The sequence below is a fragment of the Agarivorans sp. DSG3-1 genome, from assembly GCF_046774965.1.
Classification (GTDB): domain Bacteria; phylum Pseudomonadota; class Gammaproteobacteria; order Enterobacterales; family Celerinatantimonadaceae; genus Agarivorans.
This window is the reverse complement of the sequence record NZ_CP177241.1, coordinates 3,555,697-3,575,513: the sequence shown is the minus strand read 5'-3', so window position 1 is coordinate 3,575,513 and position 19,817 is coordinate 3,555,697. Positions and strand designations below refer to the sequence as shown.

Here is a 19,817-nt window from a genome sequence, read left to right as displayed (position 1 = left end):
AATGATACATGCAAACATTAGACTTATCTATCAGATGCTTAGCATTAGGTAATATAATTTTAAAGTGTGTAAAAACGTTAGCGTGAAGTAGGAGGGAAAATAATTAGAAATGTGGCTCCCCAAGTTGGGCTTGAACCAACGACACATGGATTAACAGTCCACCGCTCTACCAACTGAGCTATTGGGGAATTACTTTTTTACTGGATATACTAAGATTGGCTCCCCAAGTTGGGCTTGAACCAACGACACATGGATTAACAGTCCACCGCTCTACCAACTGAGCTATTGGGGAATCTTAGGGTATATCTACTTATATGATTGGCTCCCCAAGTTGGGCTTGAACCAACGACACATGGATTAACAGTCCACCGCTCTACCAACTGAGCTATTGGGGAATCATATAAGGTCTTACATTTAAATCAAGATTGGCTCCCCAAGTTGGGCTTGAACCAACGACACATGGATTAACAGTCCACCGCTCTACCAACTGAGCTATTGGGGAATCTTGATTTGTACTTAAGCTAAGGAATTTGGCTCCCCAAGTTGGGCTTGAACCAACGACACATGGATTAACAGTCCACCGCTCTACCAACTGAGCTATTGGGGAATCGCTTTGCTTAAGTGCGGGGCGCATAGTAATAATTGCCCCTATAAGTGTCAACTAATTCTACGTCAAAAATGACATTTTCTGTTTGTTTGCTCAACTTACATCCAGTTGTTGCAAACAACAGATCGAAAGTTGCTCAGCTGGTATAAATAATGCGCAGATAATTAAATCTCATAAAAAACCATTTCCTTATAGCCAGGCGATGTTGAACAGATTTTATACACAAAGCCGAAAAGCCTTTGTTAGTGCTATCTACAGATAGTTATCCACTGATTTTGTGGATAACTGTGTGCATGAAATAGTTACTATCAGCGCTAGCCCAGCAGTTACGGTGAGTTGAAGCAAATTTGATCTATATCTGTTTTTACTTATTAGATATAAATATCAATACCTTAGTGATTTATTGGCACAAAAGCTCAAAATTTAACCGCAATATAAAGTTGTTGCTTTTACAAAATATTTGATGTGCATTACTTTTCATTACAGTCATCTTACTGTGCACAATTTAGCTGAATATACTGAGTAAAAGCATAATGCAATATTCTCTGCTGGAGTTAGCTTAAATTGGCTGAAAAGGTAATACGGTTAGTAAAATCAAAGCAGTTTTGCGTAGAATAGACAATCTTAGCCTCAGAACAGTTCATCGGTAGTTACATAATGAAAAAACCTTTCGACTTAGTGTCTGATTACACACCCGCAGGGGATCAGCCTAAGGCAATCAGTAGTTTAAATGAAGGCCTAGAAGATGGCCTCGCTCACCAAACATTATTAGGGGTTACGGGCTCGGGTAAAACCTTTACTGTGGCAAATGTGATTGCTACCCAAAACCGCCCCACGATTATATTGGCGCCCAATAAAACCTTGGCTGCACAGTTATACGGCGAGATGAAAGAGTTCTTTCCTAATAATGCAGTTGAGTTTTTCGTTTCTTATTACGACTATTACCAACCAGAAGCGTACGTGCCTACTACCGATACATTCATTGAAAAAGATGCGTCGGTAAACTCACATATTGAGCAAATGCGCTTATCTGCCACCAAAGCACTACTAGAGAGACGCGACGTAGTCTTAGTGGCGTCTGTGTCAGCAATATACGGCTTAGGTGACCCACAGTCGTATTTGCAGATGATGCTTCATTTAAGCGTTGGCGACATGATCGATCAACGTGCCATTTTGCGGCGCTTGGCTGAATTACAATATTCTAGAAATGATGCGGCTTTTCAGCGTTCTACTTTTCGGGTTAGGGGAGATGTGATTGATGTCTTTCCAGCAGAATCCGATAAAAACGCTGTACGCATAGAATTATTCGACGGCGAAGTAGAGCGCTTAAGCAGCTTTGACCCGCTAACCGGCGCCGAAGAAGAAGTGATGGTGCGGGTGACTATATTTCCTAAAACTCACTACGTTACCCCTAGAGAAACCATTCTAAATGCCATTTCGTTTATTAAAGAAGAGCTAAATGAGCGCAAGAAGCAGCTACTTGATGCCAATAAACTTATAGAAGAGCAACGGATCTCGCAACGTACATTGTTTGATATTGAAATGATGAATGAGCTGGGTTATTGCTCAGGTATCGAAAACTACTCTCGATATCTATCGTCGCGCGCGCCTGGCGAGCCACCACCAACCTTACTTGATTACTTGCCGGCTGATGGCATGTTAATAATCGATGAGTCTCACGTTACTGTTCCGCAAATTGGCGCTATGTACAAAGGGGACCGATCTCGTAAAGAGAACCTAGTGAACTATGGTTTCCGTTTGCCTTCTGCCTTGGATAATAGGCCCCTAAAGTTTGAAGAGTTTGAACAAATAGCCCCACAGACTATTTTTGTATCGGCGACACCGAGCAACTATGAGTTAGAGAAAACCAATCAAGAATTTGTGGAGCAAGTGGTTAGGCCGACTGGATTGCTTGATCCTGAGATAGAAGTAAGACCTGTTAATACCCAAGTTGATGATTTGTTGTCTGAAATTCGTATTAGAACTGCGATAGACGAACGAGTACTGGTGACAACGTTAACCAAACGCATGGCGGAAGATTTAAGTGAATACCTAACCGAGCACCAAGTAAAGGTACGTTATCTGCATTCTGATATCGATACTGTAGAGCGAGTGGAGATCATTCGTGATTTACGAATGGGTGTGTTTGACGTGTTGGTCGGTATTAACTTATTGCGAGAAGGTTTGGATATGCCAGAAGTCTCTTTGGTTGCCATTCTAGATGCTGATAAAGAAGGGTTCTTACGCTCTGAACGTTCACTGATTCAAACGATAGGCCGTGCTGCACGTCATCCACAAGGTAAAGCGATTCTTTACGGTGATAAAGTCACTGGCTCCATGGGGAAAGCAATCAGCGAAACCAAACGCCGTCGTGAAATTCAGCATCAATATAACGTAGACAACGGCATTGTACCGAAAAAGCTAAACAAAAAAGTAGTGGATATTAGTAACTTTGGTAAGAGTAAGGTCTTACAAGCTGCTGAACCTAAAGCTAAATACGCGGCACTTACTCCTGAGGTTATGCTTAAAAATATTGCTCAATTAGAGAAGCAAATGATCCACCATGCTAAAGAGCTGGAATTTGAGCAAGCTGCGGCGGTGCGTGATGAGATAACCGAAATGCAGGAACAATTAGTAAAAATGAGTTAACTAAAACTAAGACAAAAAAAAGCCGCTGATAACAGCGGCTTTTTTAGCTAAAAACTATCTTAGTTTGCTGCAGTAATAATTGCACCAAACTCTTCAGCCATTAGAGAAGCACCGCCAACTAGCGCGCCATCAATGTCAGCTTGAGAGAAAAGTTCTTTAGCTGTAGCCGCTTTAACGCTACCGCCGTAAAGGATTTGAACTTTCTCAGCCACTGTTGCGCTTTGGGCTGCTAACCAGCTACGGATGTGAGCGTGAATAGCTTGAGCTTGCTCAGAAGTAGCAGATTTACCAGTACCAATTGCCCATACAGGTTCGTATGCGATAACGGCGTTTTCTAGGGACTCAACACCACAAAGGTCGATAACAGCTTTAAGTTGAGTTTCAACTACCGCTTGAGTTTTGCCTGCTTCGTTCTCTTCAAGAGTTTCGCCGATACATAGTACAGGTACTAACTGGTTTTCTTGAATAGCTTTAAATTTAGCGGCAACTACAGCGTCTGTTTCGTTGTGGTACTGACGACGCTCACTGTGGCCTACTAAGCTGTAAGTACAGCCAAACTCTTTCAACATAACTGGAGAGTTTTCGCCAGTAAATGCACCAGAAGTGTTTACGCTTGCATCTTGTGCACCGTAAGCGATAGGAGCATCGCCTACTAACGCTTCAACTTGACCTAAGAAAACAACAGGTGGGCAAATTGCAGCTTGTACATTTGTTGCTGCTTTAGCAGGTGCGATTAAGCCATTTACTAATGCGGTAACAGAATCTTTAGTACCGTTTAGTTTCCAGTTACCCATTACTAGAGGTGTTCTCATTGTGCTTCTCTCCTTTAAATAAATTGGCTCGATTATAGTGAATAAATTACAAAAACGTAGTGTTTACGCGAAATTATCTGCCTAATTCTGAAAATAGCTGATCTAAAACAAACGATTACGAAAAATAAGCACGAATTTGTTGCCACCAAATACCAAGTTTTTCATGCCATAAGGCATCGTAGCGATGGATAAATCGTGCGTCAGGCAAAAATTCATAAAGTTGTTGTTCTCCTTGAATTTCTTTACCCAAATAGTCTGTTGGAACCGGGCTAATATTGCTCGAATACTTATTAAAGTGTTTTAGCGCTCGTTGCATGTGGGTAGCGCTAGTCACCAAAGCAGTGGGTCGTTGCCCTATATAAGTCGCAATAACCGCGGCTTCTTGTTCAGTATCTCTCGCTTTAGGAATAGTGATGATGTTTGCCGGAGGAATGTTGGCTTGCTGCGCAACTTTCTCCATTAGCTCAGCGTTACTGTTAGGATCGCTGCCGCCATAACCTGACACAATTAAGCGACTTTGAGGATTAACTAAACTCAGCTCAATGCCTTTGATAATGCGAGCAAATGAAGAACGGCTGAGCTGTTCAGTGGGCGATAGCAGCGGGTCACTTATATGTCCTCCGCCTAGTACCACAACAAAATCAAAGCTATCTACTAATTGACTAGGGGGGAGCACCGCACGTTCTTTTTCTAACAATTGTTCATTAACCCACCACGGGTTACTGGTCACTATTAATATAAGCAAAGCAGGAAGCAACGTCGCTGCTGCACGATAAGGCCGTTTGGTTAAACCAAAGTAAAAAGAAAGCAACAAAAAAAACAACGAAATGTTGAGTGGCATCAACAGCGATCCCAGCCATTTTTTAACGATAAAACCTAAACTTAAGTCCATATAGTGGTTTCTCTCAAATGCGTTGTAGGCATCTTAATTGATTGTGGCTAATGGTGGAAATACGATTACTCAAAATTGACAAAAATAGATGCTTAAACCAAAAAAGTGCGTTAAATCAAAATTATCCCGATATTTTTTTCTGTCGCTAAAGACAGGTTTGGCTAGTTAGGGTAATCTTCGCTCAATACAGGTATGTAATTAGCAGTGAGGAAAATATGTTTGAGCGCGTAACCGCCGCCCCGGCAGATCCTATTTTAGGATTAACTGAAGCTTTTAAAGCTGATCCACGTCCCAACAAGATCAATCTTGGTGTTGGTATCTACAAAAATGAAGCGGGTCAAACCCCAGTTTTGGCCACCGTTAAGATTGCAGAAAAACAACTTTTAGAAAACGAAGCCACAAAGTCTTACCTCAGTATTGAAGGTAACCCGGCTTATGGCACCGAAGTTCAAAAGTTATTGTTTGGCGAAAACAGCGAAATTGTAACCAGTCAGCGTGGATTTACCGCTCAATCACCAGGTGGAACCGGCGCACTGCACAATGCAGCCGAGTTTGCCTACAACCATTTGGGTGTTCGTACTGTATGGGTGAGTAATCCTACTTGGGCAAACCACGGCAATATCTTTAAAGCCTTAGGCTTAGAAGTTAAAGCATACGATTACTACAATGCTGACACTAAAGATTTAGACTTTGACGCAATGCTAAGCTCGCTAGAACAAGTTGCCGAAGGTGACCTTGTATTGTTCCACGGCTGTTGTCATAACCCTACCGGGATTGACCCAACAACCGAACAGTGGCAACAACTTGCTAGCTTAGCCGCCAGCAAAAAAATGCTACCGTTGTTCGACTTTGCATACCAAGGTTTTGCTAAGGGTGTTGAAGAAGACGCAGCTGGCCTGCGTATTTTTGCCAAAGAGATAAAAGAACTGCTAGTAGCAAGTTCATTTTCTAAAAACTTTGGTTTATACAACGAACGTGTTGGAGCCTTTACCTTAGTCGCTAGCGACAAAGAGCAGGGTGCAGTAGCATTTAGCCAAGTTAAAGCTGGGATTCGTGCAAACTACTCAAACCCACCATCACATGGCGCGGCAGTGGTTACGACCATTTTGCAAAACCCAGAACTTAAAGCGCAATGGAATGCTGAAGTTGCTGACATGCGTGAGCGAATTAAAGAGATGCGTGATTTGTTCGTGGCAACTTTAGCTGCCAAAGGCGCAACGGGTGACTATAGCTTCATCCAACGTCAAAACGGTATGTTCTCGTTCTCTGGTTTAAGCAAAGAACAAGTACAAACCTTAAAAGAAGAGCACGGTGTTTACATCGTAGGTTCTGGTCGTATCAGCGTAGCGGGTATGACTAAAAACAATATGGAAGCGCTTTGTGCGGCAATTGCTGCAGTAGTTTAAAGCTTTTTGGTTAAGCGCTAAGGCGCTTAACCAAACTTTCACCCCACCACTATATTTCTACCTTTGTTCTTCGCTTTGTATAAAGCGTTATCAGCCTCTTTAATCACTTCTTCAGCGTTGGCGTGATGGCTAGCTTTTTCTGCCACACCGATGCTTACGGTAATCTGTACAGTATTTTTCGGTTTAGCTTCTTCGTCTCGAGCGGCTTTGTCGCCTTTATCGCGATTGGTTTTATCACGAATAGCAAAGGGCGTTTCCGAGATTATTTCTCTAATATCATCTAAAAAGGCAAGTGCGTGATCGAGCTTTTTACCTTTGAATAATACTGTGAACTCTTCACCGCCATAACGAAACACTTGGCCGCCGCCTTCTATTTGGTCGAGTTTAGACGCCACCATTGCCAGCACGTCGTCGCCAACATCATGGCCGTAGGTATCGTTAAACTTTTTGAAGTGGTCAATATCTACCATCGCTAAACTATAGTTTTTAGACATACCAGCCAGCTTCTCAAACAACATGCGTCTGCCAAGTAAGCCGGTTAACTCGTCTCGGTAGGCTAACTCGTGTGAAGCACTGAACCCGCTGTACAACATAATTAGCATCGACGCCGCAAAGAATACTGACGAAATCGCTTCCCTGTCGAGGAACGCCAAAGGAAAGACACTGGCGACAAAACTAAAAAACAAACCAATAGACAAACTGGTGGGCTGGTTTAAAAAACGAATAAAGGCCAATACCAAACACAATGTGGCTAAGCCAAGGGCGTGTAAACTGATCACTAAGCCATCTAAGGGGCGAGGGGGAAACCACTCATCGATAATCCCAAGCATATCAGCGGCGAAGTAATTAATGCTTAGCGAGATAGCAGCCACTTGTAACAGTATAAAGCTGTAACTTAACCAAGCTCTTCGCGTTTTGCTGCCGTTTTCTCTAATAAACTGGTTCAACACCAAGTTTAATGGGATGAATAAACAGATTAGCGTAAAAGCTGTTTTCGCTTCGGGCACGTCTAAAGGCTGCTGAAGATAATTGGAAATAATCCAGTAACTAAACGAGTTAACCATGACAACCGCAATAAGCTGCCGACGATTAAACTGCAAAGCCAACATAGCGGTAATGGCAGCTAAGCCGTAGGGCATCCAGTAAATAATGTCTCTTGTATTGCTAGACAAAGCAGAGTGCCAAATCAACATTCCAGCAGCCACAGACAGTATGACTAGAGAAGGAAACACGTTGTAGCTAGTTAGGCGGCTTTCCATAGTTTTCAAGTAATTGAGTTTGAGTGGATTTTATCGAACTATTAATAGATTTTGAATCAATAACGTATGGATAATACGCTTAGCCTCTAAGTTTTTGCCTGCAACACCCTAATACTCTTTGATATTATGCATTTGCTGTTCTAATTTTACTGTATCTACAGAATATGGAGCGACGCATGAGTGACTTTCTTTTCATCGATGATATCGACGAACCAGCTGAAGAAGTTACCAAAGCAACCTGGAAATTACTTGTCATTGACGACGAAGCCGAAATTCACTCCGTTACTCGCTTAGTTTTATCTGACGTTGAAATAGATGGTTACAAATTGGAGTTTCTTTCTGCCTATAGTGCGGAAGAAGCGCAAAAAATCTTCCAAGAAAACGACGACATCGCCATTGCCTTGGTGGATGTAGTAATGGAAACCGACCATGCTGGCTTAGAGTTAGTACGTTGGATCCGCGAAACTCATCAAAACCATGCTACTCGTTTGATTTTACGAACCGGCCAACCAGGCCAAGCACCTGAAGAGTCGGTAATTAAAGATTACGATATTAATGATTACAAAAGTAAAACCGAACTCACCGCAACCAAACTAAAAACAATCACCTATTCAGCGATCCGCTCTTATCGAGACATACTGTTTATTGAGCGTCATCGCACCGGTTTATTACAGGTTATCGAATCAACTTCTTTGGTATTGAAAAGTAAAACGCTATACCACTTTGGTTCAGCTGTACTCAAACAATTGGTTGAGCTTTTCCAGCTAGAAAGCTCCGCAATGTACATTACTACTCTTACCGAAGACGTATTGCGGCATCAGTCTTTTAACGTGTTAGCTGCTACCGGTGACTTTGTTACCAACGAACACAATGAATACGACTTTGACCAGAGCAAAATTCCAGACAACGTAAAAAGCTTGCTTAAGCGTGCGCTCGATGAGAAGAAAACCTTAGTAACCGAAGACTGCTACGTAGGTTTTTATCCAACCGATAGTCGCAGTGTGAGCTTGTTATATGTTCAACACGAGAAACCTTTAGACGACATTGAAAAAGGTTTGTTGGAAGTATTTGCTACCAATATTGCGTTAACCTTTGAAAATCTCACCATTAAAGAAGAAATTCAAGATACTCAAAAAGAGCTTATCTTTATTATTGGCGACGCCATTGAGCAACGTAGTAAAGAAACTGGGTCACACGTAAAACGCGTATCGTTAATCTGTGAGTTGATGGCGCAAAAGTTAGATTTCGATGCAGAGTTTGTTGAAGTGTTTAAACACGCGGCCCCATTGCACGACCTAGGAAAAATTGCCATACCTGAGTCTATATTGCATAAACCCGGTAAGTTAGATGCCGAAGAATGGAAAATCATGCAAACCCATGCCCAAATAGGTTATGACCTTTTGGCCGACTCAAATAAAATTATTGCTCGATTAGGCGCTGAAATCTCTCTATGTCACCACGAGAAATGGGATGGAACAGGATACCCTCGTCAGTTGGCCGGTGAAGATATACCATTAGTTGGCCGTATTATGGCGATAACCGACGTATTTGATGCGCTAGGGTCTAAACGTTCTTACAAAGAACCGTGGAGTAATGAAGAGATTAAAACCTTTATTACTGAGCAAAAAGGTAAACATTTCGATCCAAAACTGGTTGATATTTTGGTCGAAGATTTCGACGAATTTCTCGAAATAAGAAATACTTACCCAGATTAGCGCTAAGTTAGTTCTAGTTAACCTTTCTGATTGAGTTTTTGCTTAATTTAGCGCATGCTCCATTGATTACTTGCTTAGCCAATCTGGCTAAGCTTTTTTATGACTATGGGCACAATTGTGGCGCTAAAACCAACTATCTATAAGTTACGAATTTCACTGTCAGATTTGAATCGAAATTATTACGACACACTTAACTTAACCATTGCCCAACACCCCTCCGAAACCTTAGAACGAATGATGGCGCGCACCATGGCTTTTTGTCATAGCGCAGAACAAGGTTTAGAATTTACTAAAGGACTTAGTGAAATAGAAGAACCAGATATTTGGTTAAAGTCTTTAGAAAACGACACCAAAGTATGGGTAGATGTAGGCGAACCCGCACCAGAGCGCATGAAAAAGGCTTCTCGTTCAGCTGAGTTAGCTAAGGTATATACCTTTAACGCTAAGTCAGATACTTGGTGGCAGCAAACAGAAAATAAAGTTAATCAATTAGCGGTTCAGGTTTGGCAATTTGACTGGCAAGAAATAAGCACTTTAGCCTCTTTTGTTAAACGTACCATGGATCTATCGGTAACCATTACCGAAGAATCAGCTTACGTAACCTCAGACGACAATGAAATAGAAATTCACTGGCGCAGTTTAAAATAAGTTTAAACAAGGAAGCTTCGGCTTCCTTTTTTATCCACAACATTTCTTGTACTTTTTACCACTGCCGCAGTGACAAGGATCATTACGTTTAGGCGTCGTAGCAAAAGTAGTAGTGGTTGGCTTGTTGAGCAAAACGTCTAAGGCTTGAGTATTTTCTTCCGATGACGCATCAACGATAACCTCAACCGCAAGTTGGTGTTCGTCTGCGAGTGCCACAACAGACACTTTTCTCTCTTCGGTTTGAACAGTCAAATTCAATGGGTTTTCACTTGTGCCCAACTTTGCAGCTCGCTTGGTCGTAAAACCAAAACTTTCATACTTCGGCTTTTTCTCGATTCGGCCCTTATAAAAAAACTTAGACATAATTTCCCCAAAAAAGTAATTAGCAGCAGGCTTATACAGCATATGCATTGGCAAATAAACGGTAAATAATTGCAGATAAGGATTTAGTCGCTAAAGACTGATGTACATCAGTAAAACGCTTGCAGATTTGCGTTCAAACTCTTGTTAAAAAGTGACCAATAATTGTCTTCCTACTATGCTTAATAACATTAGCTTTATCATGGTTTTAACGCTTCGTTTTGTTGCTTGAGCATTTTTGAAGAAGGAAGATATATGTTTGCCAATCGTTTTACATTACAAACCCGGCTCATATTTGCCGTGCTGTTACCTTGTATAGCACTACTAGTTGTGGGGATGACAAGTTTAAACAGTATGTCCAAGATTCAACAAAAGGCGGAACAGTTGTATCTCAATACCTCTGCGCCGATGCGGTCGATGGGAGAGGTGGCGTCAAGAATACCGAGAATGCGTGTGGGTATAGATATGATGTTGTTACAGGAAACCTCTTTACGAGATAAAAAAGGTGTAACAACAAGGGTAAGAGAAACCCGCCAAGAAGACATTATAGAAATGCGAGAGGCATTTCAAAATGCGGTAGATGCTCAAGTTAATCCGCAACGCCGTAAAGAAGTAGAGCAACTGCTCCGTCAATTCGAGAATATGGTCAAAAAAGAGCTAGAGCCCATGTTAGTAGCATTTGAAAAAAAGGACTTGAACACGGCGAAAGACATATATCAGAACAGATATGCTAAAACCTACGGCACAATGCGCAAAGAGACATCGGCAATTATGGACTCTTTGCTTGAGCAAGCTAAAGAGCAACACGAGCAAAGCTTAAGTAGCTACGCTAGCGGTCAGTTTTTAATGAGTATCATCATTGGCTTAGGCTTAATCATTTCGTTTGTTGTATCTTCCTATATAGTTCTTAGTTTGAAACGCCGAGTGGGCTATTTACAAACCACCATTGCTTCGGCTGCCGATAACATGGCACTAGACACTCGCATAGAGCTATCTGGAAATGATGAAATTAATGCCATTGGCACTAGTTTCAATAGCTTTATTTCTAAAATCCATCACGCAATAAAAGAAGTCGCCTCCAGTTCTAATGAACTTGCTAATACAGCAATAGAAGTTCAGCACCGAGCTCAATCAACGCAAACAAACTGTACGACTTCTCGAGATAGAACCGTACAGGTAGCCACCGCTATTCATGAATTAGGGGCAACGGTAGGTGAAATTGCTGGAAACGCCTCACAGGCTGCTGAAGTGGCCAAAGAAGCAACCCACCAATCTAAGCATGGCGGTGAAACTGTAGCCAATGTGCGAGAGCAGATTTCGGTGCTCACCGATGAGTTAGGCCAGGCTACTGAAGTAGTAGAATCGTTAGCTAACCAAGTAGGTGAAATCAGCTCTATTTTGGACACCATTCGCAGTATTTCTGATCAAACTAACTTACTCGCGCTCAACGCGGCCATTGAAGCTGCACGAGCTGGCGAGCAAGGCCGAGGTTTTGCGGTTGTTGCAGACGAAGTAAGAAACCTAGCAAGCCGCTCTGCGGGCTCTACCGAAGAAATCCAGAACATGATTAATCGACTACAAGGCGAATCATCTCGGGCTGTAAATGCAATGTCTCAAGGGCGCGAACAGAGTTTACTAGTGGTAGAACAAGCAGAAAATGCCAACAACTCCTTGGTTCAGATCAGCGAGCATATAGAGCACATTAATGATCAAAACATTCAAGTGGCCACTGCAACAGAAGAGCAATCGAGCGTGGTGGGCGAAATCAATCGTAATGTTGAAGATATTAATCAGCTTACAGTAGAAACTGCCGACGTAGCCGAGCAACTAAACGACACCAGCAGCCACTTACAGCGCCTGTCTAATCAGCTTGATCAGTTAGTTGGCTCGTTCAAATTGTAGCTATAGGAGAGATTTTTACTCACCATATGTTGGTTAGTCGTGCTGCAAGCAGGACTGACCAACAGAAGGTGTAAAGTTGCACATCTTTTCACAAGCCAAAAAAAAGCCACTAAATCAATTAGTGGCAACAAAAGGCAAAATTGTTCAACTAGCATGTAGGTTAGGGGGGCAAGTAGATAAACTACTTAGTCCCTAGCAACTTAACAGAACGCGAGTACTGATTAGTTAAGTAAATTAAAGCACTTACTGGCTGATTTGGTTACTGTTACATTTAACAGTTTGACAAAGTTTATCCAATCAACTAGCAAGCTGTTTAGAACAGATTTATTGGCAAACCAAGCTGGGTTGGTCATTCAACAGCCAAGATATCCATCGCCTGCGGGAGTTTAAAACAAAACTTTCTTCAGTGTTTATCCCACTCACTAAGTATCCGTCTGCTGGCAAAGAATCGTCAGCGCGTCTAAATACCCAATTGTCACTTGTTACAGGTTTACCGCTAAGCAGCTGATGATTTAACTCAGAATTTGTGATTGCTATCTCTAATCCTGGTTGCTTAACAATGCCAATATGTGTTTTGGTTAAGTGTCCAATGGCAATAGGCACATCAATTGAGCATTGTCTCCCTGCATCATCAATAATTGAATATTGTCCTTCGCCTACGCGCCCTTGTAACCAAAGCAAATTGCCTTCAGTTGTATGTTTCACCGTTAAAACACCCAGCACTTTAGGTGGGGTTAAATCAATAGTGGCTGCTTGCCCAGTAAACACAGCTGCTATCAATGCTAATGTGAAAAGTACGCTTCTCATTATACGTACCTCATCGCTTGTGGTGGAATGACGCTAGACAAACACAGCAGGTAAACGAGTATAAAAGGCCCTGCAATGGGCAGTACAAATATCCAGCTCCACCAACCAGGTTTACCCGTATCATGTAAGCGGCGAACAATAGCCGCAACCATCGGAATAAAACTAACAAGGTTATAAGCGGTGTCTAGCCATTCTGCATTTGGCACGGCAATGGCCAATACAATAAGCGCCAAACAGATAAGACAGTGAATCAACATAAACATCCAAAACTCTTGTTTGGTTGAGTATCCAGAAAAATCAAAGTAACGCTGCCAAGCTAAAATATAAAAATTCATACACTTATTCCTATTGCTAAATGAATAAGCCTTAGTGTGGCTATGTCGGCAGCAAAAACGTCCTCAAACAGGTTTTAGGACGTGCTAAAACCTGTTTTTGTTAGTTAAGGGCTAGGTAATCGATGCAGGTGCGGATATTGTTATAAGCATGGATTTATAAATTTAGTACAGGTTAATAACTCATTATGCTGGCTATTCCGGTGCCTTTTGTCGTGTCTTTATTGCTTAGTTTAATGGCGATAATTTTGTATATCCGCTCACCAGACCTAGCCAAAACTAGCTGCTTGTTTTTGGGAGTGTGTGCAATAACCACCGCAGTAGTTGGGCTGCGTTGGACGGTAAATTGGCCCTTACTGCAATTTATACAACCGGTTTTAGCTTCCCTAATACCGGTTATAGCTTGGTATTGTTTTACAAAGAGCAGCAGAACAACGCCTTTTCTATGGCTAAGCCACATTCTAGGCCCAGCCTTAGTGCTATTAGCGGTACTAAGCCAAACTTTGTGGACTCCGCCTTTAGATGCGCTTATTACCTCTATATATGTGGTTTATGGCATAGCACTGTTACGCCATGCTAGCCAAAACACCTTGTTAATCAACATTTCCTTAAGCCGTTGGGAAGGAGTTAAAAGAGCAGAACACCTGGCGGGTTGGATGCTCTTAGCATCAGCGGCAATAGACTCGATAGTATCTTTAGATTTCATGTTTAATCACGGCAGCTTTTCTTTGCTCATAGTGACTATTGGTCACCTTTTCTTACTACCGGTGCTGTCTTTTGCGGTGGTTGTTATTGGTGTAAGCACGCCAAACCAAGAAAAACACGCAGGAAGTGGGGCTCCAGAGTCTAGAGAAGAAAACGTAAATCAAGAAATGTTAGCCGAACAAGCGCAGGATATCGTTAATCAATTAGAGCAATTGCTGGATGAAAAAAAATTATACTTGGATCCAGATTTAACCTTATCCAAATTATCCAGAAAACTCATTACCCCTGCAAAAAAGATATCAATTGCGGTAAACCTAATTCATAAGAAAAACATCTCTAAGTTAGTTAACGAATATCGTATAAAGCACGCGCAACACAACTTGTTAAGTACCGAGCATACTGTTACTCAGGTATTTATGAGCTCTGGTTTTCAGACAAAATCTAATTTTAACCGGGAATTTTCTCGCATATCCGGTTGCACTCCCAGCGAGTATAGAAAGCAAAACAATGCATAGCCTTCGCCAGTAATGTCAAAAGCAAATATGTTGCCTACAAACAAAGACTCCCTAACACCTTTCGTGGTTTGATAGGTCAAAGCCTTGGTTACTAAAGAATTTTCATAAATTCAAAATCTCTAGTCTTTAACTGGGCTATGATTATTATTGTTTCTAATTATTATTGTTTCTAATTATTACGGTTTCTCCACTTAGCCACGTTATCGAAGGGATTCAACAATGGCACTTTTAGACCTTAATCAAGCCTTAAGTAAACTGGTTATGAAAGTTGATCAGATTGAAGGCATTGTAATAGAACAGGGTACTGCTAAAGCATGGGATGCATTAGATAATGGCGCTAAAAAACTCCTTAGCAAAGTGGGTATTGATGCGGCCGAGCTTCGAAGTTTATTTTCGTTTGTTGATCAAGTTACAGCGGACCCCTCTCTAAAACTCGCCACAGAAGAATGGAAGGTGCCGCTTGGCACTGGATTATCGGTTACCGGGCGCATTGGTGGTCACTTAATCATTGATCTTGTTTTACCGACAGACAGTGAACAATACTCTGAGTTTCAGCAAGCTAACATGGCCTTAGTAGCCATAGACCAAGAGCTACAACTGGCAAACGGCGTAAGTGTTAACCTACCGATTAAACTGCTCAATTTGGCGAACGATAGTCAGGCTAACCTAAAATGGCGGGTTAAAGTGGTTTGCGCTGTCGCACATGACCAAAAGCTAATCAGCTTTTTAGGCCAATTGGTTAAGCAAAAAATGCCGCTGCTCTCAATAGAAAAACTAACCAATGTTATCAACGCTCAGTATCCCAAACACGCTATGCAGGGTGTCATCATTCATCAAACTAGAGCGGTTTCAAGTTCTACTACCGCTACATTGGGCCATGTTTGGAGTGTATCTAGCAGCGATAAAGTACTCGACATCAAAGTGAATACCAGCGCAGGCGTAGCGTTAAAAGCCAGCTATGCCTTCACTGGTGACTTTAAAATAGTAATAAAACCTGCGGATGTAGGGCTCCAAATTGACGTTCACCAACTAAGCAACCATATACGCGACAAAGGCATAAGCCTGGACGCCATGCTAAACCTAGAGGGCTTAGATAAAGTTGCAGAGACCTATTTAGCAACACCGTTGGAGTCATTAGATGGAGCCGCTAAAAAGCTTCAAGACTTATTAGAAGCTTATAAAGAGCCCGGTACATGGCTATTAGCGCAGTTTGATGAGCACTTAGCGCAAGAGCTCTCCAGTGAAAACTGGCAAGATATCGCATTGTTGGTGGCTGATGGTAATAGTGATGGCTTATCTACTGAAGTAGGAGCAGCCGTTAAACAGAAGTTGTCTTTAGCGTTAAGTGTAAAACACCTAGATTGGATGAGTCATCCAGGTGACGTATCCGAACAAATAACCCAATACTTGGAAGAAAACACCTTTCTAACCCCAGCCATGTTAGATCGTCTAAAACTAAAAGATTTTGTGGGGAAAAGCTGTAACAAGGCTAAAGAGAGAGTATTGGACGAAATCTCATCCATCGCTGAACTCGCGCAAGATCAAGTAAAGCCTTTGCTCACTCCCCTAAAGCAGCTTAAAGACGCTAAAACCAAACTAAAAGGTCAGCTGAATAATCAGCAATTGGTAGAGGTGCTAACCGGTTGTGTTACTGCTTGGTTAGCGCAATATAACCAAGCGCGAACAACATTTAGCAAAGCAATCAAAAAAGCCGCCGATCTGCAGCTTGGTTTATCTGTGTATGGCTCGCATAGTCAACAAACTAATAATCAAGCCATGCTCAGTTTTAATTTGCTAAACACGAGTAGTGCTGCGTCTCAGAGCTTGTATCAAGATGTGCTATTAGGCAAACAACTGAATCTAGATGCATTACATGCTATGCAAAACAAAGGCAACTTAAGCCAATTATCTGGTTGGCTAGTTAAAAGCAGCAAAGTGTCTAAAGAGATTGGGCTAAAGCTTAACCTAGGCGACAGCTTTAGCTTCTCAGAGCAAAGTTTCGTAGAAAAAATAGCTCGGGCTAAGGTTGCTCACACCGGTCAACTGTTAGCGCTTAATGCAAAAAGCGTTGTTAGACACGCATCTAAAACACTTAAAGAAAGCAGAAACGCAGAATTTGTTAGTGCTTTTGATGTACTAGCAGCGCTTAAGTTTGGCGGCAGCCCCAATATAGGTATTGGACTAAGCTTTGAAGACAAAGGCGTAATGACCCCAGCAGAAATGCAACAATTTTTAGCCCCCTTAACCCAAGAACCGTGGCCCTTAATTGACAATAAAAGCTACCTTTTAGCCTTAGACCGTTTCAAAGTACTTTGCGAAAGTAAGCAGTTATCACGCTCAATCATCGAATGCCATTTAAGCTTAAGTACTAAAGATATTGGTGCGTTAGCCAACGCAGACGCAGGTGAAATAGAAGCCAGTGCCATAGACTTGCTCTATAACATGACGCTTTCATCAGCTGATAAAAACCAAATAGCTTTTACCAGTAAAAACCTAGTGATTGGTAAAAAGCAGCTTGAAGTGTTCTTGGAAGTAGATATCACCAGTTCGGCACCTTCAGGGGCCGAAACGTCATTCAAACTACTACAAGATAGAGTACGAGGCATATTAAAGAATGCTCAGTGTTTGTCTCAGTTTGTAGCCATTTACGGCAAGCTCACTCAGCAAATCGAATCGGTAAACTCTAAGGATCCAACAGCCTATATAAACATCGTTAACCAAGCCAATGAAGAGCTAATAGACACCATGCAATCGTTTATAAGGGTAAGAGGTTGGTTTAGTGGCTTGTTTACCGAAGCCCTTCCTAAAACAACAATGGTATTGTTGATTATTCTTGCCAAGTACCTAGGAAGAGACGAGCCGCTGCTTACACCGGTAATTTCATACGACCGCAGCGGCAAAACAGAAGTGTTATAGTCCTATTGCCGTGCAATCACTTTGCACAGTTGCACGGCTTAATAACTTCGTTCCCGCAAACTCTTTATTACATACCCAAATAACCGCGAATGTGGTCGCCAAAAGCTTGGTAAACATCTTTGTCTGTCCAATACTGGGTGTGGCTCCACGGCGTATTACCGCTAATCAGTCCACCCACCTTTACACATTTATCCACTACAAATTGGTAGCTTGGTCCTAATTCATTTAGCGGCCAGCCGAGAAGGTCGTCGGCATCAAAATAATTAAGCCAACTAAATTGGGTACTGGGTCTGATAAAACACTCGCGTTGAGCCAGGCCACCTAAAAATAAGGGAATATTACAGCCAGTGGTAAACATTAGTTTTACTCGGTTGCCTTTTAGATAGGCGAGTTTTCCATCATCAATGTTGCTAATAAAGTCGTTGTGGTCTTTATCCCATACTTGGGCATTACTTCTATTTAGCGCGTCCCAAAAGTAATTGGAAATGACCTGGGCCCCTAAGCTGTGGCAAATAATTACCACTGGCACGTTTAGGTTAAAACCACACTCATCCATGCCTGTAAACATTGCGCCTTGAGCAGCCTTAATAATTTTCATGTAATCGTTGGTTTGCCTTCGACCGGCTACTTCTAAACTGGTGGCGTCAGAAAACGAGTTCATAAAAAAGCGCCTACCATGGTTTGAAATAGTACTAAATCGATTGTGGTACCTATCCCAAATGTCGCTAATCAGTTGGTCTTGGGGAGCTTGTAAGGCTGAGTAGTATTTCACTCGCTGAAAAGACACCTTGTTCATTACTTCTGAGCCAAGATACTCGGTGAGTTTGTCTTCTAATCCATCTGCAAAGTTAGGTTTTCGTTGTCCCATTCCGTGTACGGCTAAAACAATGAGCTCTTTCATAACAATATCCTCTAGAAGAATTGATAAAATGTAAGAGGCTGCTGAACAGGGTATTCAGTAAAACTAGGCCTAATAGAATTTTAGCCCATCTCACACCGTTTAAATTTGTACCTACGGCGATTATGTTTTACATCAATAAGATGTGTATTTAATCATGTTTGATTGGCGTTTGCGGCAGCGCTGTTTAAGATTCAGGCAACAAAATATTGTCGAAACTTGCGTAAAAAAGCCTTTGATAAGTGGCTAATTACAATAATAAAAGTTCGGTCACTTAAGTGTGCTTAATTTAAAGTAGGTTTTTTTATTCAAAGATTTATGCTGACCATTCGCTAAATAGCCAAGGTATTAGTCTACCTTAACAATTGCTTAGCTAATTACTTGTCTAGACACTCAATAAGCTGGTCATAAATCCATCACTTTTCCATCACCAAATCATAATACTTCCTCGTAACTATTGAATTCACTTCTTCAACAACAATCAAAAATTTCGGTGAATCAAAATGTTAAATTGGATTAAGAAAACAGGCATGGCAGCCGCTTTAGTTCTTTTATTTGCATCTCAATTAAATGCAGAAACAGTTAAGCTGGCCGTAACAGATCTTGTCGGTTTGGAAGAGTTACAACGTGAATTTGGTGCGTTTAAAGAAACTTTGTCTAAAGCAACTGGCTACGACATCGAGTTCTTGCCCGTGACTAACCGTACTGCAGCAGTGGAAGCTTTGCGCTTTAACAAAGTGGACTTTGTACTCACTGGTCCAGCTGAATACGTAGTGATGCAAAAACGCTCTAAGGCAAAAATTGTAGCTGGCTTCTCTCGCCCAGATTACTTCGCAGTAATCATCACCATGGCAGACAGCCCATATACTGATGCCGCCTCACTTAAAGGTACAAAAATTGGTTTAGGTTCTGTTGGTTCTACCTCTAAGCACCTTGGGCCAATTCAAGCGCTAGCTGACGCAGGCTTAAACCCTGCTAAAGACGTAGACATGATTAATACCAAGGTTCCGGTTCTTTGGGAATCGCTCAAGAAAGGTGACGTATCGGCGATTGGCATTAATCACTTAAAATTTATCTCATTGCGTAACAAAGAGATTGAAAAGGGCGGGTTACAGCCGGGTGAATTCCGCGTGGTTGCTCGTGGTCCCGATCTGCCAAACGACGTGTTAATGGCTGGCAGCCATATAAACGACAAAATGTTTCAAACCATGCAACAAGCCTTTGTTAACCATTCTGACGAGCTAGTCGCTGCGATTCTTAAAGGCGAAGACAACCAAAAGTACGCTGGCATGCGCTTCCTTACTGGCATCAAAGACAGTGACTACAACTACGTACGCGCTATGTACGCAACCGCTGGTTACCCGGAATACTCAGACTTCATTGGCGAGTAATCA

15 protein-coding genes and 5 tRNA genes are annotated in these 19,817 nt (G+C 41.9%); 8 read left to right on the top strand and 12 right to left on the bottom strand.

Annotated features, from left to right (window positions below; genetic code table 11):
- Positions 1-112: 112 nt before the first annotated feature.
- From ACLD71_RS16605 to ACLD71_RS16585, 5 genes are all read right to left on the bottom strand, one after another.
- Positions 113-188: transfer RNA gene (locus ACLD71_RS16605), tRNA-Asn, on the bottom strand.
- Positions 189-216: 28 nt separating this feature from the next.
- A tRNA-Asn gene (locus ACLD71_RS16600) sits at positions 217-292 on the bottom strand.
- Between the two features lie 27 nt (positions 293-319).
- Positions 320-395, bottom strand: a tRNA-Asn gene (locus ACLD71_RS16595).
- Positions 396-426: 31 nt separating this feature from the next.
- A tRNA-Asn gene (locus tag ACLD71_RS16590) sits at positions 427-502 on the bottom strand.
- A gap of 29 nt (positions 503-531) precedes the next feature.
- A tRNA-Asn gene (locus ACLD71_RS16585) sits at positions 532-607 on the bottom strand.
- 657 nt (positions 608-1,264) lie between these two features.
- Here ACLD71_RS16585 and uvrB point away from each other — a divergent pair.
- On the top strand, positions 1,265-3,256 hold the full coding sequence (uvrB, locus tag ACLD71_RS16580; protein ID WP_137673145.1) for an excinuclease ABC subunit UvrB: 1,992 nt from the start codon (positions 1,265-1,267) through the stop codon (positions 3,254-3,256).
- A 59-nt stretch (positions 3,257-3,315) separates the two neighbouring features.
- Here uvrB and tpiA read toward each other — a convergent pair whose 3' ends face one another.
- Together tpiA and ACLD71_RS16570 are read right to left on the bottom strand one after the other, a co-directional pair.
- Complete coding sequence (gene tpiA, locus ACLD71_RS16575; RefSeq protein WP_137673146.1) at positions 3,316-4,068, bottom strand: triose-phosphate isomerase; 753 nt, start codon at positions 4,066-4,068, stop codon at positions 3,316-3,318.
- Between the two features lie 115 nt (positions 4,069-4,183).
- The gene (locus ACLD71_RS16570; RefSeq protein WP_137673147.1) at positions 4,184-4,960 is read right to left on the bottom strand and encodes a YdcF family protein; all 777 of its coding nucleotides are present in this window, start codon (positions 4,958-4,960) and stop codon (positions 4,184-4,186) included.
- Positions 4,961-5,175: 215 nt separating this feature from the next.
- Between ACLD71_RS16570 and ACLD71_RS16565 the strand changes: the two genes are divergently transcribed.
- Positions 5,176-6,366: an aromatic amino acid transaminase gene (locus ACLD71_RS16565; RefSeq protein ID WP_411991397.1), complete on the top strand. Its 1,191-nt coding sequence runs from the start codon at positions 5,176-5,178 to the stop codon at positions 6,364-6,366.
- A 38-nt stretch (positions 6,367-6,404) separates the two neighbouring features.
- Here the strand turns inward: ACLD71_RS16565 and ACLD71_RS16560 are convergent, their stop codons facing one another.
- The gene (locus ACLD71_RS16560) at positions 6,405-7,559 is read right to left on the bottom strand and encodes a sensor domain-containing diguanylate cyclase (RefSeq protein WP_303552740.1); all 1,155 of its coding nucleotides are present in this window, start codon (positions 7,557-7,559) and stop codon (positions 6,405-6,407) included.
- A 242-nt stretch (positions 7,560-7,801) separates the two neighbouring features.
- Here ACLD71_RS16560 and ACLD71_RS16555 point away from each other — a divergent pair, with 242 nt between their 5' ends.
- Both ACLD71_RS16555 and ACLD71_RS16550 read left to right on the top strand, forming a co-directional pair.
- A complete protein-coding gene (locus ACLD71_RS16555; RefSeq protein ID WP_137673150.1) occupies positions 7,802-9,340 on the top strand; it encodes a DUF3369 domain-containing protein in 1,539 nt (512 codons plus the stop codon).
- 117 nt (positions 9,341-9,457) lie between these two features.
- Positions 9,458-9,988: a YaeQ family protein gene (locus ACLD71_RS16550; protein ID WP_411994872.1), complete on the top strand. Its 531-nt coding sequence runs from the start codon at positions 9,458-9,460 to the stop codon at positions 9,986-9,988.
- Between the two features lie 30 nt (positions 9,989-10,018).
- On the opposite strand, the gene ACLD71_RS16545 is transcribed toward ACLD71_RS16550, so the two are convergent.
- Entirely contained in the window at positions 10,019-10,354 is a 336-nt protein-coding gene (locus ACLD71_RS16545) for a PBPRA1643 family SWIM/SEC-C metal-binding motif protein (RefSeq protein ID WP_411994870.1), read from the bottom strand.
- Between the two features lie 249 nt (positions 10,355-10,603).
- Between ACLD71_RS16545 and ACLD71_RS16540 the strand changes: the two genes are divergently transcribed.
- The gene (locus tag ACLD71_RS16540) at positions 10,604-12,250 is read left to right on the top strand and encodes a methyl-accepting chemotaxis protein (protein WP_411991396.1); all 1,647 of its coding nucleotides are present in this window, start codon (positions 10,604-10,606) and stop codon (positions 12,248-12,250) included.
- A gap of 324 nt (positions 12,251-12,574) precedes the next feature.
- Here the strand turns inward: ACLD71_RS16540 and ACLD71_RS16535 are convergent, their stop codons facing one another.
- Both ACLD71_RS16535 and ACLD71_RS16530 read right to left on the bottom strand, forming a co-directional pair.
- On the bottom strand, positions 12,575-13,057 hold the full coding sequence (locus tag ACLD71_RS16535) for a hypothetical protein (protein WP_411991395.1): 483 nt from the start codon (positions 13,055-13,057) through the stop codon (positions 12,575-12,577).
- Positions 13,057-13,392, bottom strand: coding sequence for a DUF805 domain-containing protein (locus ACLD71_RS16530; protein WP_303509103.1), 336 nt, complete (start codon positions 13,390-13,392; stop codon positions 13,057-13,059). Before ACLD71_RS16530 ends, ACLD71_RS16535 begins: the two co-directional genes overlap by 1 nt.
- 185 nt (positions 13,393-13,577) lie before the next feature.
- On the opposite strand from ACLD71_RS16530, the gene ACLD71_RS16525 reads away from it, so the two are divergent.
- Together ACLD71_RS16525 and ACLD71_RS16520 are read left to right on the top strand one after the other, a co-directional pair.
- Positions 13,578-14,609 carry a helix-turn-helix domain-containing protein gene (locus ACLD71_RS16525; RefSeq protein WP_411991394.1) on the top strand — a complete coding sequence of 344 codons (1,032 nt, stop codon included), beginning with the start codon at positions 13,578-13,580 and terminating at the stop codon, positions 14,607-14,609.
- Between the two features lie 219 nt (positions 14,610-14,828).
- Complete coding sequence (locus tag ACLD71_RS16520; protein WP_411991393.1) at positions 14,829-17,525, top strand: hypothetical protein; 2,697 nt, start codon at positions 14,829-14,831, stop codon at positions 17,523-17,525.
- A gap of 67 nt (positions 17,526-17,592) precedes the next feature.
- Here ACLD71_RS16520 and ACLD71_RS16515 read toward each other — a convergent pair whose 3' ends face one another.
- The gene (locus tag ACLD71_RS16515) at positions 17,593-18,426 is read right to left on the bottom strand and encodes a hypothetical protein (RefSeq protein WP_411991392.1); all 834 of its coding nucleotides are present in this window, start codon (positions 18,424-18,426) and stop codon (positions 17,593-17,595) included.
- Between the two features lie 500 nt (positions 18,427-18,926).
- On the opposite strand from ACLD71_RS16515, the gene ACLD71_RS16510 reads away from it, so the two are divergent.
- Positions 18,927-19,814, top strand: coding sequence for a PhnD/SsuA/transferrin family substrate-binding protein (locus tag ACLD71_RS16510; RefSeq protein ID WP_411991391.1), 888 nt, complete (start codon positions 18,927-18,929; stop codon positions 19,812-19,814).
- The last annotated feature ends 3 nt before the right edge of the window (positions 19,815-19,817 follow it).

What these genes read in the sequence shown, in the direction of transcription:
- ACLD71_RS16525 (WP_411991394.1), top strand. Translation starts at nt 13,578, where the DNA reads ATGCTGGCTATTCCGGTGCCTTTTGTCGTGTCTTTATTGCTTAGTTTA.
- ACLD71_RS16530 (WP_303509103.1), bottom strand. Translation starts at nt 13,392, where the DNA reads ATGAATTTTTATATTTTAGCTTGGCAGCGTTACTTTGATTTTTCTGGA.
- ACLD71_RS16560 (WP_303552740.1), bottom strand. Translation starts at nt 7,559, where the DNA reads ATGTTGATTTGGCACTCTGCTTTGTCTAGCAATACAAGAGACATTATT.
- ACLD71_RS16555 (WP_137673150.1), top strand. Translation starts at nt 7,802, where the DNA reads ATGAGTGACTTTCTTTTCATCGATGATATCGACGAACCAGCTGAAGAA.
- ACLD71_RS16565 (WP_411991397.1), top strand. Translation starts at nt 5,176, where the DNA reads ATGTTTGAGCGCGTAACCGCCGCCCCGGCAGATCCTATTTTAGGATTA.
- tpiA (WP_137673146.1), bottom strand. Translation starts at nt 4,068, where the DNA reads ATGAGAACACCTCTAGTAATGGGTAACTGGAAACTAAACGGTACTAAA.
- uvrB (WP_137673145.1), top strand. Translation starts at nt 1,265, where the DNA reads ATGAAAAAACCTTTCGACTTAGTGTCTGATTACACACCCGCAGGGGAT.
- ACLD71_RS16535 (WP_411991395.1), bottom strand. Translation starts at nt 13,057, where the DNA reads ATGAGAAGCGTACTTTTCACATTAGCATTGATAGCAGCTGTGTTTACT.
- ACLD71_RS16540 (WP_411991396.1), top strand. Translation starts at nt 10,604, where the DNA reads ATGTTTGCCAATCGTTTTACATTACAAACCCGGCTCATATTTGCCGTG.
- ACLD71_RS16515 (WP_411991392.1), bottom strand. Translation starts at nt 18,426, where the DNA reads ATGAAAGAGCTCATTGTTTTAGCCGTACACGGAATGGGACAACGAAAA.
- ACLD71_RS16520 (WP_411991393.1), top strand. Translation starts at nt 14,829, where the DNA reads ATGGCACTTTTAGACCTTAATCAAGCCTTAAGTAAACTGGTTATGAAA.
- ACLD71_RS16570 (WP_137673147.1), bottom strand. Translation starts at nt 4,960, where the DNA reads ATGGACTTAAGTTTAGGTTTTATCGTTAAAAAATGGCTGGGATCGCTG.
- ACLD71_RS16510 (WP_411991391.1), top strand. Translation starts at nt 18,927, where the DNA reads ATGTTAAATTGGATTAAGAAAACAGGCATGGCAGCCGCTTTAGTTCTT.